Source organism: Luteimonas sp. MC1572, from assembly GCF_016615815.1.
In the GTDB taxonomy this organism is placed as follows: domain Bacteria; phylum Pseudomonadota; class Gammaproteobacteria; order Xanthomonadales; family Xanthomonadaceae; genus Luteimonas.
The window spans coordinates 1971996-1986100 of sequence record NZ_CP067112.1 but is presented as its reverse complement, the minus strand read 5'-3'; the positions used below and the strand labels follow the sequence as shown (position 1 = coordinate 1986100).

The window sequence follows — 14105 nt, the reverse complement described above, 5'->3', positions numbered from 1 at the left end:
GCAACCGGCGCCCCGAGGGGCGCCGTCGCGCTCACCAGCCCATGTATTGGCCGCCGTTGGCCGACAGGTTGGCGCCGGTGATCCACGCAGCTTCGTCGGGGAGGAAGAACGCCACCGCGTAGGCGATTTCATCCGGATGGCCGAGGCGCCCGGTGGGAATCTGGGCAACGATCTTCTCGCGCACCGCCTCGGGCACGGCCATCACCATGTCGGTGCCGATGTAGCCGGGGGACACGGTGTTGACGGTGATGCCGAACTTCGCGTTTTCCTGCGCCAGCGAAATCGTGAAGCCGTGCATGCCGGCCTTGGCGGCGGCGTAGTTGGCCTGTCCGTACTGGCCCTTCTGGCCGTTGATCGAACTGATCTGGATGATCCGGCCCCACTTGCGCTCGCGCATGCCCTCTATGACCGCGCGGGTGACGTTGAAGCAGGAGTTGAGGTTGGTGTCGATGACCTCGTTCCACTGGTCCGCGGTCATCTTGTGGAAGGTGCCGTCGCGGGTGATGCCGGCGTTGTTGACCAGCACGTCGACCGGGCCGAGCTGGGCTTCCACGTCGCGCACCATGGCGGCCGCGTCTTCGGCGCTGGACACGTCGCCGCGCGCAAGCGCGACCTCGCAACCCTGGGCTCGCATCTCCTGCTGCCAGGCCTTCGCGCGCTCCTCGTTGCGATAGTTGGTGGCCACGCGGTAGCCCGCGTCTGCCAGCCGCTTGCAGATCGCCGTGCCGATGCCGCCGGTACCGCCGGTCACCAAAGCCACCCGTCCTTCCATGTCTGCGCTCCCCGTTGCATGGACGCCGGACGCGTCCGTTGCCGGATTCTATGCGTCATCCATTGCAGCGCCGTTGTGCAATGCGGCGATGGACACCGGCGCCTGCGGGATGCGGGCGGGATCGATGGCCGCCACTGCAGCGGCCAGCAGCGGCGCGAGTGCAGCATGCGACGGCAGCGCGTGCGGAGCCTGCCCCAGCGCACGCCATGCGGCACGCAGCGCCGGCAGCGGATGCCCGGCATCGACAGCAAGCGCGTGCAGCGATTTCGACAGCTTGCGGCCGTCGCCGTCCAGCACCAGCGGAAGGTGCAGGTAGCGCGGACGCGGCAGGCCGAGCGCCTGCTGCAGCAGCAACTGGCGCGGGGTGGAGTCGAGCAGGTCGGCGCCGCGGACGATGTCGGTGATGCCCTGCGCGGCATCGTCGACGACCACGGCAAGCTGGTAGGCCCAGGGTCCGTCGGCGCGGCGCAGCACGAAGTCGCCGGCTTCGCGGGCCACGTCCTGGGTAACGCGGCCATGCACGCCGTCGTCGAACGCCATGCGGGTGCCGTCGCCCACGCGCAGGCGGATCGCGGGATCGGTGCGGCGCGCGCCCGGGACGCAGCGGCGATGGATGCCGCCGCTGGCGGCGAGGTCGGTACGGCTGCAATGGCATTCGAACGCCAGGCCCCCGTCCAGCAGCCTGGCCAGGGCCTCCGCGTAAAGCGCCCCGCGGCGCGACTGGTGTTCGACCGGGCGGTCGGGGTGCAGGCCGAACGCCGACAGCGTGCGCAGTTGCGCGCCTGCCGCCCCGGCCACCTCGCGCGGCGGGTCGATGTCTTCCACTCGCACCAGCCACTCGCCACCGGCGCGGCGCGCGAGCAGCCAGCTACCGAAGGCCACGAGCAGCGACCCGAAATGCAGTGGCCCGGTGGGCGAGGGTGCGAAGCGGCCGCGGTACGGCGGTCGTGGCGGATGGGCTGGCTGGGCGGGCACGGTGGGCACCTGGGCGTCAGCTTGAATTTAAACGCGTGCGCCCACAATTTGCACCGCATCCCCGCGTCATTCCAGGACACACCCCATGCTCAAGCGCGTCGCTCTCTTCCTCGCCACCAACCTGGCGGTACTCGCGCTGCTCAGCGTCATCATGTCGGTGTTCGGCATCAATCCGCAGTCGATGGGCGGCTTGCTGGTGATGGCGATGCTGTTCGGCTTCGGCGGTTCGCTGATCTCGCTGCTGTCGTCGAAGTGGGTGGCCAAGCGCGCGGCAGGGCTGCACGTCATCACCCAGCCGCGCAACGAGACCGAGCGCTGGCTGGTCGACACCGTCGCCCGCCAGGCGCAGGCCGCCGGCATCGGCATGCCGGAAGTGGCGGTGTACGAAGCCCCCGAGATCAACGCCTTCGCGACCGGCGCGAGCCGCAACAACGCGCTGGTCGCGGTTTCCACGGGTCTGCTGCGCTCGATGGACCACGGCGAGGCCGAGGCCGTGCTGGCCCACGAGGTCAGCCACGTGGCCAACGGCGACATGGTGACCATGGCGCTGCTGCAGGGCGTGCTGAACACGTTCGTGATCGTGCTGGCGCGCGTGGTCGGGCGCGCGGTGGACGGTTATCTCAGCAACGGCCGCGAAGGCGGCGGTGGCATGGCCTACTTCGCCATCGTGTTCGTGCTCGACATGGTGTTCGGGCTGTTCGCCAGCGTGATTGCGATGTGGTTCTCGCGCCACCGCGAATTCCGCGCCGACGCCGGCGGTGCCGCGCTGGCCGGCCGCGACAAGATGGTCGCCGCGCTCAAGCGCCTGTCGCTCAACCAGGGCGCCAACACCCTGCCCAAGCAGGTCGCGGCGTTCGGCATCAGCGGTGGCGTGGCCCACGGCCTGCGCCGCCTGATGATGAGCCACCCGCCGCTGGAAGAGCGCATCCGCGTGCTCGAAGCCGGCAGCATCGATGGCAAGGCGGCCCTGCAGCAGGGTTTCCTCGCCTGATCCCGCTGCGCTGAGGTAGCGGCGGGGGGAGCAGGAGGGGGCTGCGGCGGGGCTGCCCGCGCACGCCGACGCTCTTCGCTGGCGTTCCGAGGCGTGCGCGTGCCGACATGCGCGGTCAGCCGGTGTTGGGCCGTGGCGGGTTGTGGTGAGCCTTGCGGGTTCACGCGGGGCTGTCCGCGCACGCCGACGCTCTTCGCTGGCGTTCCGAGGCGTGCGAGCGCCGACATGCGCCGACAGCCTTCATGCACCGCGGCGGCTTGCCGGCCAGCACCCCAGAGCACTGTCCCGTCCTTGCCACCCTCCCACTGCAGCAGGATCACGAGGAGGCTGGAGGCTGCAGGCCGCAAGCGCACGCCTCGGAACGCCAGCGAAGCTTGCGGGCGTACGGCCCTGGCCGGAATGTGGCCGGCGAAACCCTTACTCGAAGTCGTATCCCATGTCCGGCCCGGACGGCGCCAGGAAGTGCCCGGACACGTAGTCGACCCCGGTGCCGAACAGCACCGACATCGTCGCCGCATCGCTGACGAATTCGGCCATGGTCTGGATGCCGAGCTCGCGCGCCTTGCCGGCGATCTCGCGGACGCGCTGCTGGTTGTCGGCGCTCTTGGCCAGATCCTCGGTGAAGCCCGGGTCGATCTTCAGCATGTTCGGCTTCAGGTGCGCCAGCAGCTGGAACGAATCCAGGCCCGCGCCGAAGTGCTCCAGCGCGATCCGGCAGTCCAGGCGGCCGATGGCGGCCGCGAACGCCTGCGCCGCCTTGAGGTGGGTGAACACCTTGGCCTCGGGCAACTCCAGCACCAGGTACTCGCCGGGCACGCCGTGCGCCAGCAGCTGCTCGCCGATGTAGCGCGGCAGGCTGTCGTCGTGCAGCGATGCCTGGCTGACCTTGACCAGCAGCGTGGTGGGCCGGCCGGCGCGGATGCGCTCGCCGATCACCGCGATGGTGTGGCCCACCACGTAGCGGTCGATCTCCCACAGCAGGCCGTGCTCTTCGGCGATCTGCAGGAACGTCAGCGGCTTGATCAGCTCGCCGTCGTCGCTTTTTAGGCGCAGGAACGCCTCGTAGACCGCGCCGGTATCGCCCTGCAGGCTGATCACCGGCTGGTAGTGCAGCACGAAGCCCTCGCTGTCGAGGGCGTCGCGCAGGCGGGTGACCCAGGCCTGGATGTGTTCTTCCTCGGCGCGGTCGACCGCGCTGGCGTCGAACAGCTCCAGGCGGTTGCCGCCGGTGCCGCTGGCCGAGGCCACGCCTTCGGTGGCCTTGGCCAGCACCTGGCTGACGCTGGCGATCTTCTCGCCGACCTGCACGCCGCCGATGCTGGCGGTGATCACGCTGGAGCGCTCGCCGATCTCGAACAGCTCGGCGGAGAAGGCCGCGAGCACGCGTGCGGCAGTGGCTTGGGTGCGGGTGTGGTCGCTGTTGCGCAACAGCACGGCGAGCGTGTGTTCGCCAAAGCGGGCGGCGATCGCATCCTCGCCTTCGGCCTCGACCACCGCCTGCAGGCGCGCGCCCACCGCGGCGAGGATGGCATCGGCCGAATCCAGGCCGATATCGGCCAGCAGGTGCTGGTAGTGGTCGGGTTCGACCAGCAGCAGGGCGTGCTGCACGCTGCCCTGCGAGACCGCGTCGACCGCATCCTCCAGCGCGCGCAGGAAGGTCGGCCGGTTGAACAGCCCGGTGACCTGGTCGCGCTGCCGCAGTTCTTCGATCTCCTGCGCGAGCTCCGGGTCGAACGTGTCCTGGCGGCGGAAGATCACCTGCAGGCAGGGCTCGCCCTCGTACTGCGCCTGGGTGAACTCCATGGCCGCGGGGAACGCATTGCCGTTGATGTCGCGGGCCTCGAGTTCGTGGCGCGGCGGCGGGGCGTCGCCGCGGGCGAGGTCCTTGAGCAGCTGGCGGAAGCCCTCGATGTGCTGGGGCGCGACCATGTCGAGCAGCGACATGCCCTCGACGTCTTCGAAATCGTCGTACCCGAACATCTCCAGGTAGGCCTGGTTGGCGCGAATGTGCATGCCTTCGTGGATATAGGCGATCGGCTCGCGCGAGGAATCGATCAGCGCGTCGCAGCGGCGCTCGGTTTCGCGCAGGCGGCCTTCGAGCCGGCGCAGCGCGCGCCGTGCCTCGACGTCGGCCCAGACTTCGCGGATCGCGGCCAGCAGCAGCTGCGGCCGCTCGCGCAGGGCGACCGCGCGCACGCCGGCGGTCATCGCGTCGACGTAGCCGGCCTCGTCTATGGTCTCGGCCAGCGCCACCACCGGCAGGTCCTTGCCACTCGCCAGCACCTGCTGCATCACGGTCGCGAACGGCACGCTCGCGGACGCCTGTTCGGCCACCACCACGTCGATCGGCTGCGTCGAGATGGCGGTTGCCAGTTCGTCCGCCGATGCCGGGCGCAGCGGGCGCACCGCGATGCCGGCGTTGCGCAGCGTACTGACGATGGCTTCGGCCGCTTCGACGCTGTCGTCGACGATCATCAGCCGCAGGGCGGCATCCTGGCTCTTGGACATTGCGGTCTCCGTGGTAGCGGCGTTATGCCATGCGCCGACGCGCGGCGTCCACGACAGCGGCATGCAGCGCTGGCGAAGCGTGAGCGTCGTCGCCGATGCGCAGGCGATTACAGCGCGCGTTTCGAGGCATCGCCGGCGACTTCGCGCACCAGCCTGGGAACAAGGTAGCCGGGCAGGCGCGCGACCAGCGCCGCGTGAAGTTCACGGGCGCGCGCGTCGGGCACCTCGAAATGCGCGGTGCCGGCGACGCGGTCGAGCTGGTGCAGGTAGTACGGCAGCACGCCGGCGTCGAACCCGCGCTCGCACAGCGTGGCCAGCGCCTCCACCGAATCGTTGACCCCGGCCAGCAGGACCGCCTGGTTGAGCAGGGTGGCGCCGGCGGCGCGCAGCGCGGCCATGGCGGCATCCACGTCGGCGTCGAACTCGTTGCCGTGGTTGGCGTGCACCACCACCACCACCGGCCACGGCAGCGAAGACAGCCACGCCAGCAGTGCGTCATCCACGCGCTCCGGCAGCACCACCGGCAGCCGGGTGTGGATGCGCAGGCGGCGCACGTGGGGCACCGCGCGCAGGCGGTCGGTGACTTCAACCAGCTTGTGGGTGGCGAGCGCCAGCGGGTCTCCGCCTGACAGGATCACCTCGGTGACGGACGGATCGGTGGCGATCGCCTCGACGGCGGCGGCCCAGCCGCCCGCCGCGGCGGTCTCTTCGGCGTAGGGAAAGTGGCGGCGGAAGCAGTAGCGGCAGTTGATCGCGCAGCTGCCGGTGGCCACCAGCAGGGCGCGGCCCTCGTACTTGTGGATCACTCCCCGGGCCACGCGCGCGGCGCCATCGCCGACCGCATCCAGCCCGAACCCGGGCACGGTGCGCAGCTCGTCATCCAGCGGCAGGACCTGGCGCAGCAGGGGGTCGTGGCGGTCGCCGTGGCGCATCCGGCCGATGAACGCGCGCGGCACCCGCAGCGCGAAGGCAGCCACGGCGGCGTCCGGAACGGAGCCGGCTTCGGCCTCCAGGCCGAGCAGGGCGAGCAGCTCGCGCGGGTCGCGGACCGAGTCGCGCCAGGCCTGCTGCCAACCGCGTGGCTGCATGGGAAGGGGGGCTGCGAGTATCATTTCGCCACATTCTAGCCGCTCACGCGGCCCACCCCCGCCGAACCCCTGCAGGAGCACGCATGGCCAGCTATGGCATGAACGACGTCAAGAACGGGATGAAGATCCTGGTCAACAATGATCCGGCCGTCATCACCGACACCGAGTACGTCAAGCCGGGCAAGGGCCAGGCGTTCACCCGCGTGAAGTACCGTCTGATCAAGTCGGGCCGCGTGCAGGAAGTCACCATGAAGGCGACCGACTCCATGGAAGCCGCCGACGTGGTCGATACCGACATGCGCTATCTGTATGCCGACGGCGAGTACTGGCACTTCATGGACCCGGAGAGCTTCGAGCAGGTGCAGGCCGACAAGGCCGGCATGGGCGGCGCCGAGAAGTGGCTGAAGGGCGAGGAAGACTGCGTGGTGACGTTGTGGAACGGCACGCCGATCCAGGTCACCCCGCCGAACTTCGTCGAGCTCAAGATTGCCGAGACCGACCCCGGCGTCCGCGGCGACACCTCCGGCGGTGGCGGCAAGCCGGCCACGCTGGAAACCGGCGCGGTGGTGCGCGTGCCGCTGTTCGTCGGCCAGGAAGAAGTCATCAAGGTCGACACGCGCTCCGGCGAGTACGTCAGCCGGGTCAAGTGATGACGGTGGCGGAGACCCCCGAAGCCTGCGACCTGCTGCTCGAGGCCGGCTTCGTGGTGCCGGTCGAGCCGCACGCGGTGGTGCTGGAGGACCATGCGGTGGCGGTCCGCGACGGCGTGATCGTCGCGGTGCTCCCGATCGCGGAGGCACGCCTGCGCTTCTCCGCGACGGAGACCGTGTCGCGCCCCGGGGCGGCGGTGGTGCCGGGTTTCGTCAACGCCCACACCCACAACCCGATGACCCTGCTGCGCGGGATCGCCGACGACCTGCCGCTCAAGGTCTGGCTGCAGCAGCACATCTGGCCGATCGAGGCCGCGGTGATCGCGCCGGACTTCGTCGCCGACGGCATCACGCTCGCCATCGCCGAGATGCTGCGCGGTGGCACCACCTGCGCCAACGAGAACTACTTCTTCCCGGACGTGCAGGCCGCGGTGTACAAGCGCCACGGCTTCCGCGCCCGGGTCGGCCTGCCGGTCATCGACTTCCCCACCGCGTGGGCGAAGAGCGATGACGAGTACTTCGACAAGGCCGGTGAGGTGCACGACCAGTGGCGCGACGATCCGCTGGTGTCGATGGCGTTCGCGCCGCACGCGCCGTACACCGTCAGCGACGCCAACTTCGAACGCGTGCGCATGCTCGCCGACCAGCTCGACGTGCCGGTGCACCTGCACCTGCACGAGACCGCGCAGGAGGTCGAGCAGTCGCTCCGCGAGCATGGCCAGCGCCCGCTGGCACGGCTCGACCGCCTCGGCCTGGTCAACGACCGCCTGATCGCCGTGCACATGACCCAGCTGACCGACGCCGAGATCCACCTGTGCGCCGCGCGCGGCGTGAGCGTGGTGCATTGCCCGGAGTCGAACCTGAAGCTCGCCTCCGGGTTCTGCCCGGCCTGCGCACTCGAGCGCGCCGGCGTGAACCTGGCCATCGGCACCGACGGCTGCGCCAGCAACAACGATCTCGACATGGTCTCCGAAACCCGCACGGCGGCGCTGCTGGCCAAGGCGGTGGCGCAGGACGCCGAGGCGTTCGATGCGTTCACCGCGCTGCGCGCGGCGACCCTCGGTGGCGCGAAGGCGATGGGGCTCGACCACCTTGTCGGCTCGATCGAGCCCGGCAAGCAGGCCGACCTGGCCTGCATCGAACTCTCCGACCTCGAGACCCAGCCGCTGCACCACGTGGTGTCGCAGCTGGTCTACGCCGCCGGCCGCCACCAGGTGAGCGACGTCTGGATCGCCGGCCGCGCGCGGCTGCGCGCCCGCCAGCTGGTCGACATGGACGTGGCCGCCATCACCGCCAACGCACGGCAATGGCGCGAGCGCATTGCCGGCATCGACCGCAGGCAGCCATGACCATGCAGCCGTCATCCGACGCACGCCCCAACTTCCGCCAGTCCGAGCTCGACAAGTTCGCCGCGCTCGCCACCCGCTGGTGGGATCCGGACGGGCCGCAGAAGCCGCTGCACGCACTCAATCCGGTGCGCCTGGCCTATGTGCAGGCGCGCGCGCCGTTGTCGGGGCGCCGCGTGCTGGATGTCGGCTGTGGCGCCGGGCTGCTGAGCGAGGCCATGGCGCGCGCCGGCGCCGAGGTCACCGCGACCGACCTGGCCGACGAGCTGATCAAGGTCGCGCGCCTGCACGGGCTGGAGTCCGGCCTCAAGGTCGACTACCGGCTGCAGGCGGTGGAAGCACTGGCGGACGAAATGCCCGGCGCGTTCGACACCGTCACCTGCATGGAGATGCTCGAGCACGTGCCCGACCCGGGCGCCATCCTCGGCGCGTGCGCACGCCTGCTGAAGCCCGGCGGTCGCCTGTTCGTGTCCACGCTCAACCGCACGCCGGCGGCGTTCGCGCTGGCGATCGTCGGTGCCGAATACATCGCCCGCCTGCTGCCGCGCGGCACCCACCAGTACCGCGATTTCATCAAGCCGTCCGAACTGGCCGCATGGCTGCGCGCGGCCGGGCTCGAGCTCGAAGACGTCAGCGGCATGGTCTACGAGCCCTGGCGCAACGCGGCGCGGCTGTCGTCGCGCACCGACGTCAACTACCTCGCCTGCGCGCGCAGGCCGGACGCGGCGTGAGCGGAGCTGCATCGCCGGCCGGGCAGGGCGGCCGCTTCCCGCGCTGCGTGCTGTTCGATCTTGACGGCACCCTGCTCGACAGCGCCCCGGACATGGCCGCCACCCTCAACCGCATGCGCGCCGCGCGCGGGGCGGCACCGATGGAGCTTGCCGACGTGCGCCCGCACGTCTCGCGCGGTGCGCGGGCGATGAGCGCGGCGGCCTTCCCGGAGCTTGGCGGCGAGATCGGGCCGGAGATCGTGCGCGAATTCCTCGACACCTATGCCACGGAGCTTGGCCGCCATGGCGCCGCGTTCGACGGCATCGAACCCATGCTGGCCGCGCTCGAAGCCGATGGCGCGTGCTGGGGCATCATCACCAACAAGCCCGAGTACCTGGCGCGCGCGCTGATGCCCGGGTTGGGCTGGGAGTCGCGCAGCGCGGTGCTGATCGGTGGCGACAGCCTGGCCGAACGAAAGCCGCACCCGCTGCCCTTGCTGCACGCCGCGGCACAGCTCGGCTTCGCGCCGGGCGAATGCGTGTACGTCGGCGACGACGAGCGCGACATCCTTGCCGCGCGCGCCGCGGGCATGCGTTCGCTGGTCGCGCTGTGGGGTTACCGCCTGCAGCACGACGACCCGCTCACCTGGCAGGCGGACGCCATGGCCGACGCGCCGCAGGACCTGCTCGACCCGGCGGCCTGGCCGTGAGCGTCGATGTGCGCGACGAGGCCGCCGGCTTCGTCGCCAAATGGCGGACGCGCTGGCCGGAGTGGGCGCTGGCGATGGTGTTCGTGCCGGCGGCGCAGCGCGATGTGGTGGACGCCTGGTTCAGCCTGCTGCAGGAGCTGACCGACGCTGCCTGGGGCGGCAGCGATCCCACGCCCGGGCTTGCCAAGCTGGCCTGGTGGCAGGACGAGTTGGCGGGCTGGGAAAAGGGCGCGCGCCGCCATCCGCTGGGCGCGGTGCTGCAGCCGCGGCAGGCGCCGTGGAAGGCGCTCGGGCACGGCCTGCCTGCGCTGCGCGCCATGCGCGACGACGGCGAACCCGGCAGCTTGCCGATGGCATCCGCGCCGCCGGACGGTCGGGCCTTCGCCGAGGCGGTTGCCGCGTGCGAGGCGGTGTTGTTCGCCGGGCGCGCGGTCGATGCGGACGCGGTCGCCGCGGTCTCGGCGACGCTGGCCGGGGAGCATTCGCTGCTCGGCGGCGCGGACGCCGCCGCGGGACCACTGGCGGCGGCCATGCCGGTGCGTCCCGGTACGCGGCCACGCGGCATCCATCTCGCGCTGCTGCGCGCGCGATTGTCGCGCCCCGAACGTGCGGTGCCGCCGCTGCGCGCGTTGCTGGCCGCATGGCGCGGGGCGCGCCGCGCGGCCTGACCGCGACGCAGCGTTGCAGCGACCCGTTTGCAGCGCCGGGTACAATTGCAAACCATTCTCGATTGCAGGCACTCCGTTTGACTTCCACCACGCAACCGCAGTCGCTGCCCGACGTCGCCGACGACCTCGCCGCCGCCGCGCGCCCGCTCGACTGGGTCGGCATGCGCCGGATCGCGCTGCCGCTGCGCGTGGCCAGCGACGACGGGGACTCCATGCTGGTGCCGGCATCCGCGGACATCGGCGTGAACCTGGCCAGCGCCGACACGCGTGGCATCCACATGTCGCGCCTGTACCTGCGCCTGCAGGACACCCTGGCCGCGCAGCCGCTCACGGTTCCGGTGCTCGGGCGGCTGCTGCAGGACTGCATCGACTCGCAGTCCGGCCTGGCCACCACGGCGCGCCTGACGCTGCGCTACGAGCACCTGCTGCTGCGCCGCGCGCTGGCCAGCGACAACGCCGGTTGGAAGGCCTATCCGGTCGAAGTCGACGCCACGCTGTCGGCCACCGGCCTGGAAACCGTGCTCGCGTTCGGCGTCGACTATTCGAGTACCTGTCCGGCGTCCGCGGCGCTGTCGCGCAGGGCCAACGCCGATCGCTTCGAAGCCGACTTCAACGGTGCACCGCCGCCGTCCGCGACGGCGGTGCGCGACTGGCTGGCGTCGGAGCGCGGCCTGGCCGCCACGCCGCATGCGCAGCGCAGCCGCGCCGACGTGCGCGTGGTGCTGCGCCCCGGCATCGCGATGCTGCCGCTGCGAGAACTGGTCGACGCGGTCGAAGCCGGGCTCGGCACGCCCGTGCAGACCGCGGTCAAGCGCGAGGACGAACAGGCCTTTGCCCGCGCCAACGCCGCCAACCTGATGTTCTGCGAGGACGCCGCGCGCCGCGTCGCCGCCGCTGTCGCCGCCGACCCGCGCGTCGCGCGCTTCGACATCACCGTCTCGCACTTCGAGAGCCTGCACGCCCACGACGCCGTGGCGCGCGTGGCGGGGAGCTGCGCGCCGCGCTGAGCCGGCCGCGCCCGCCTCGCTGCACGGCCGGCATGTGCTGGGCTACGATTGCGCGATGGGGAGGGGGGAAACGAAGCGTTTGTCTGGGTGGTGCAGTCTCTGGCTGTGCCTGGTGTTGCTGTGTGCCGGGCCCGCCTCCGCGTCCGCCGGTAACGCCTTCGTGCTGCAGCCGTTGCCGGCCGGCGGGGAAGCCATCGACGTGGCCGACTTGCGTTCCGGCGGTCTCGATGACCGGCTCGGCCCGCCTTCGGCGCCGGTGATCCAGACGCGCCGCGGTGATGTGACCTGGTGGCGGGTCACCACCGCCGTGCCGCTGGCTCCGGACAGCCTGCCGCAACTGGTGCTGCGTTCGCCGTTCCTGAACCATGTGCAGGCGTGGGTGCCCGGCAGTGCCGCGCCGGTCAGCCACGCACTGTATGGCGAGCACGCGGACTCCCGCTATTCGCACCGCGCGCTGGTGGTGGACCTGCCACAGGGCATCCCGGCGGGCGAAGCGGTCTGGCTGCGTGTGGACGGGGCATCCTCGCTGCAGATGCCGGTCTCCATCGAGTCCCTCGACCAGGTGCATCGCCATGACCTCGCCTTCGTCGCCTGGCGGGTGTTCGTGCTGTCCGTGCTTTCGGTGCTGGTGTTGCTGGCCTTCGCCTTCCGCGTCGGCACCGGCGATGCCAGCTTTGCGTGGTTCGGCGCGATGCTGTTCTTCGCGGTGCTGTATCTCGTGTCCATCAGCGGCGATCTCCGCCTGCTGCCCGGCGCGGACACCGTGTTCGGAGGGTCGTCGCGGGCCAACCGCGTGGTCGGCGGGCTGGGCGTCGTGTGCAGCAACCTGTTCCAGCGCGCCTACCTGGACCTGCGCGGCAAGCTTCCCGCGCTCGATCGGCTGCTGTGGGTGGGCACCGCGCTGGCGGCGGTCGCCGGCGTCGGCAGCATGGTCGGTGATGCCGCCTGGCTGGGGCTTCTGGGCAACATCGGGCTCATGCTCTCGGCCGCCCTGCTGCTGGTCGGGAGCACGATGCTTGCGCTGCGTGGCGATCGTGCCGGGCGCGTGGTCATGGCGTCCTGGCTGCCGCTGATGGTGTTCACGACGCTCATGGCCACTGAGGTGATGGGGCTTTGGGCCGGCCCTACCTGGCTGGTGCAGGGGCTTGCGGGCAGCTTCGCCGTGGCCGGGTTGCTGCTCACCATCGGCCTGGCCGACAAGCTGATGGAGCTGCGCCGGGACCGCGACCACGCCAGCGCGCGGGCGCGGGCGGATGAGCTGACCGGCATGCTCAACCGCGCCGGCGTGGAGTCGGAGCTCCGGCGGGCCGTGCAGCAGGCCGGCGCCGATGCCGCGCCCGCAAGCATCGCATTCGTGGACGTCGACAACTTCAAGATGATCAACGACGCGTACGGGCACAGCATCGGCGACCAGTGCCTGCGGATCGTGTCGCAGCGCATCCGCAGCCAGCTGCGTGGCGACGAGGTCATCGGCCGGTACGGTGGCGACGAGTTCCTCGTGGTGTTGCCGAAGGCCGGCCTGGACGACGCGCTGGCCGTCGCGCGGCGCATGCTGGCATCGGTCAATGGCCGCCCGCTGGCGATCAACGACCTGCGTTTGGACGGCAGCCTGAGCATCGGCGTGGCGGAACTCGTGGCCGGCGAAACCGCGGAGGCGCTGGTAGAGCGCGCCGATGCCGCGCTGTACGCCAGCAAGCAGGCGGGACGCAACCGCGTGACCGGCGCAGCCAGCGATGGCATGCAGGAAGATCCGCCCGGCGCGCCGGTGACGATATGACCATGCTGTCGCTCGACGCGCTGCAGGAAGGCGACATCCTGCTGATGATGGGTGACGGTCCGCTATCGGATCTGATCGCCTGGGCCAGCGACGGAATCTACAGCCACGCCGCCATCGTTGCCGACAACGGTGAGCTGATCGAGGCCTCGCTGCGCGGCGTACGGCGCTATCCGCTGGCGCGTCGCGTCGCGGAACAGGCGCATTTCCACTGCATCGACGCGTTCCGCATGCGCGATGGCCTCGGCCGGGCGATCGATGCCCGCGACCGTGGTCGTGTCCGCCAGCACGCGCAGGGGATGCTCGGCGTGCCGTACCCGGTCAATCAGCTGGCGCTGCTGGGTGTGGTGATGGCGGTGCGCGGCAAGTGGCCCGCGCATCCACTGGCGCGCAAGCTGGTCAGGCTGGCGCTTGACCATGCGTTGCCGGCCCGATCACCGGCGATGGTCTGCAGCGAAGTCGTCTATCGCAGCTGGGCGGAGTGCGATGTCGACCCGCGGGGCAGGCTGGCGCCGCGGATCGTCGAGGGCGAACGCGGCGTCGCCCCGTTCCCGGCAATCGACTGGAAGGTCCTGTTCGACGAAGTCGGCCCCTTGCTGGGGTCGCAGGCGCTGCTGGCAGCGGGCACTGCCCGCGGCACCACTGCCTCCGCGGATGCCGACGCCACCGTGCTGCTTGCCGACGACGGCGAGGACATCGCCGACGCCGCCCTGGAACAGGCGCGCCTCCAGGTGCTGGCGGGGCTGGATCAGGGCGTTCTGCTGCGCGGCGCCGGCGTGGAGTCGCTGGCCGATCCGCGCCCGAACCCGCGCCTGGTCTCGCCGCAGGACCTGGCCAACTCGCCCGGCGCGGAACTGCTCGGCCGCCTGATGCAGCGCACTATGGGGTGAGGCGAGCAGGGCGCCG

Annotated in this window: 13 protein-coding genes; 9 read left to right on the top strand and 4 right to left on the bottom strand. The window is 71.0% G+C overall.

Annotation, left to right across the window (positions count from 1 at the left end; genetic code table 11):
• Positions 1-31: 31 nt before the first annotated feature.
• Together JGR64_RS09020 and gluQRS are read right to left on the bottom strand one after the other, a co-directional pair.
• Positions 32-772, bottom strand: coding sequence for a beta-ketoacyl-ACP reductase (locus tag JGR64_RS09020; protein WP_199373027.1), 741 nt, complete (start codon positions 770-772; stop codon positions 32-34).
• Between the two features lie 48 nt (positions 773-820).
• Positions 821-1747, bottom strand: a complete 927-nt coding sequence (gluQRS, locus tag JGR64_RS09015; RefSeq protein ID WP_199373026.1) for a tRNA glutamyl-Q(34) synthetase GluQRS — start codon at positions 1745-1747, stop codon at positions 821-823.
• Positions 1748-1832: 85 nt separating this feature from the next.
• Here gluQRS and htpX point away from each other — a divergent pair, with 85 nt between their 5' ends.
• The gene (htpX, locus tag JGR64_RS09010) at positions 1833-2738 is read left to right on the top strand and encodes a protease HtpX (RefSeq protein WP_199373025.1); all 906 of its coding nucleotides are present in this window, start codon (positions 1833-1835) and stop codon (positions 2736-2738) included.
• Between the two features lie 417 nt (positions 2739-3155).
• Here htpX and JGR64_RS09005 read toward each other — a convergent pair whose 3' ends face one another.
• The gene (locus tag JGR64_RS09005; RefSeq protein WP_199373024.1) at positions 3156-5246 is read right to left on the bottom strand and encodes an EAL domain-containing protein; all 2091 of its coding nucleotides are present in this window, start codon (positions 5244-5246) and stop codon (positions 3156-3158) included.
• A 107-nt stretch (positions 5247-5353) separates the two neighbouring features.
• Positions 5354-6358, bottom strand: a complete 1005-nt coding sequence (epmB, locus tag JGR64_RS09000) for an EF-P beta-lysylation protein EpmB (protein ID WP_199373023.1) — start codon at positions 6356-6358, stop codon at positions 5354-5356.
• A 59-nt stretch (positions 6359-6417) separates the two neighbouring features.
• On the opposite strand from epmB, the gene efp reads away from it, so the two are divergent.
• The 8 genes from efp (at position 6418) to JGR64_RS08960 (ending at position 14089) form a co-directional block, all read left to right on the top strand.
• On the top strand, positions 6418-6984 hold the full coding sequence (gene efp, locus JGR64_RS08995; RefSeq protein WP_199373022.1) for an elongation factor P: 567 nt from the start codon (positions 6418-6420) through the stop codon (positions 6982-6984).
• On the top strand, positions 6984-8333 hold the full coding sequence (locus JGR64_RS08990) for a TRZ/ATZ family hydrolase (RefSeq protein ID WP_199373021.1): 1350 nt from the start codon (positions 6984-6986) through the stop codon (positions 8331-8333). Before efp ends, JGR64_RS08990 begins: the two co-directional genes overlap by 1 nt.
• Positions 8334-8335: 2 nt before the next feature.
• Entirely contained in the window at positions 8336-9061 is a 726-nt protein-coding gene (gene ubiG, locus JGR64_RS08985) for a bifunctional 2-polyprenyl-6-hydroxyphenol methylase/3-demethylubiquinol 3-O-methyltransferase UbiG (RefSeq protein ID WP_199373257.1), read from the top strand.
• A complete protein-coding gene (gene gph, locus JGR64_RS08980; protein WP_199373020.1) occupies positions 9058-9750 on the top strand; it encodes a phosphoglycolate phosphatase in 693 nt (230 codons plus the stop codon). Before ubiG ends, gph begins: the two co-directional genes overlap by 4 nt.
• A complete protein-coding gene (locus tag JGR64_RS08975; protein WP_199373019.1) occupies positions 9747-10418 on the top strand; it encodes a phytoene/squalene synthase family protein in 672 nt (223 codons plus the stop codon). Before gph ends, JGR64_RS08975 begins: the two co-directional genes overlap by 4 nt.
• Before the next feature lie 77 nt (positions 10419-10495).
• On the top strand, positions 10496-11425 hold the full coding sequence (folE2, locus tag JGR64_RS08970; RefSeq protein WP_234446940.1) for a GTP cyclohydrolase FolE2: 930 nt from the start codon (positions 10496-10498) through the stop codon (positions 11423-11425).
• Between the two features lie 199 nt (positions 11426-11624).
• Positions 11625-13202: a diguanylate cyclase gene (locus tag JGR64_RS08965; protein ID WP_199373017.1), complete on the top strand. Its 1578-nt coding sequence runs from the start codon at positions 11625-11627 to the stop codon at positions 13200-13202.
• A complete protein-coding gene (locus JGR64_RS08960; RefSeq protein ID WP_233348032.1) occupies positions 13199-14089 on the top strand; it encodes a hypothetical protein in 891 nt (296 codons plus the stop codon). The genes JGR64_RS08965 and JGR64_RS08960 overlap by 4 nt, the downstream gene beginning before the upstream one ends.
• The last annotated feature ends 16 nt before the right edge of the window (positions 14090-14105 follow it).

What these genes read in the sequence shown, in the direction of transcription:
- JGR64_RS08960 (WP_233348032.1), top strand. Translation starts at nt 13,199, where the DNA reads ATGACCATGCTGTCGCTCGACGCGCTGCAGGAAGGCGACATCCTGCTG.
- htpX (WP_199373025.1), top strand. Translation starts at nt 1,833, where the DNA reads ATGCTCAAGCGCGTCGCTCTCTTCCTCGCCACCAACCTGGCGGTACTC.
- JGR64_RS08990 (WP_199373021.1), top strand. Translation starts at nt 6,984, where the DNA reads ATGACGGTGGCGGAGACCCCCGAAGCCTGCGACCTGCTGCTCGAGGCC.
- epmB (WP_199373023.1), bottom strand. Translation starts at nt 6,358, where the DNA reads ATGATACTCGCAGCCCCCCTTCCCATGCAGCCACGCGGTTGGCAGCAG.
- JGR64_RS09020 (WP_199373027.1), bottom strand. Translation starts at nt 772, where the DNA reads ATGGAAGGACGGGTGGCTTTGGTGACCGGCGGTACCGGCGGCATCGGC.
- ubiG (WP_199373257.1), top strand. Translation starts at nt 8,336, where the DNA reads ATGCAGCCGTCATCCGACGCACGCCCCAACTTCCGCCAGTCCGAGCTC.
- efp (WP_199373022.1), top strand. Translation starts at nt 6,418, where the DNA reads ATGGCCAGCTATGGCATGAACGACGTCAAGAACGGGATGAAGATCCTG.
- JGR64_RS09005 (WP_199373024.1), bottom strand. Translation starts at nt 5,246, where the DNA reads ATGTCCAAGAGCCAGGATGCCGCCCTGCGGCTGATGATCGTCGACGAC.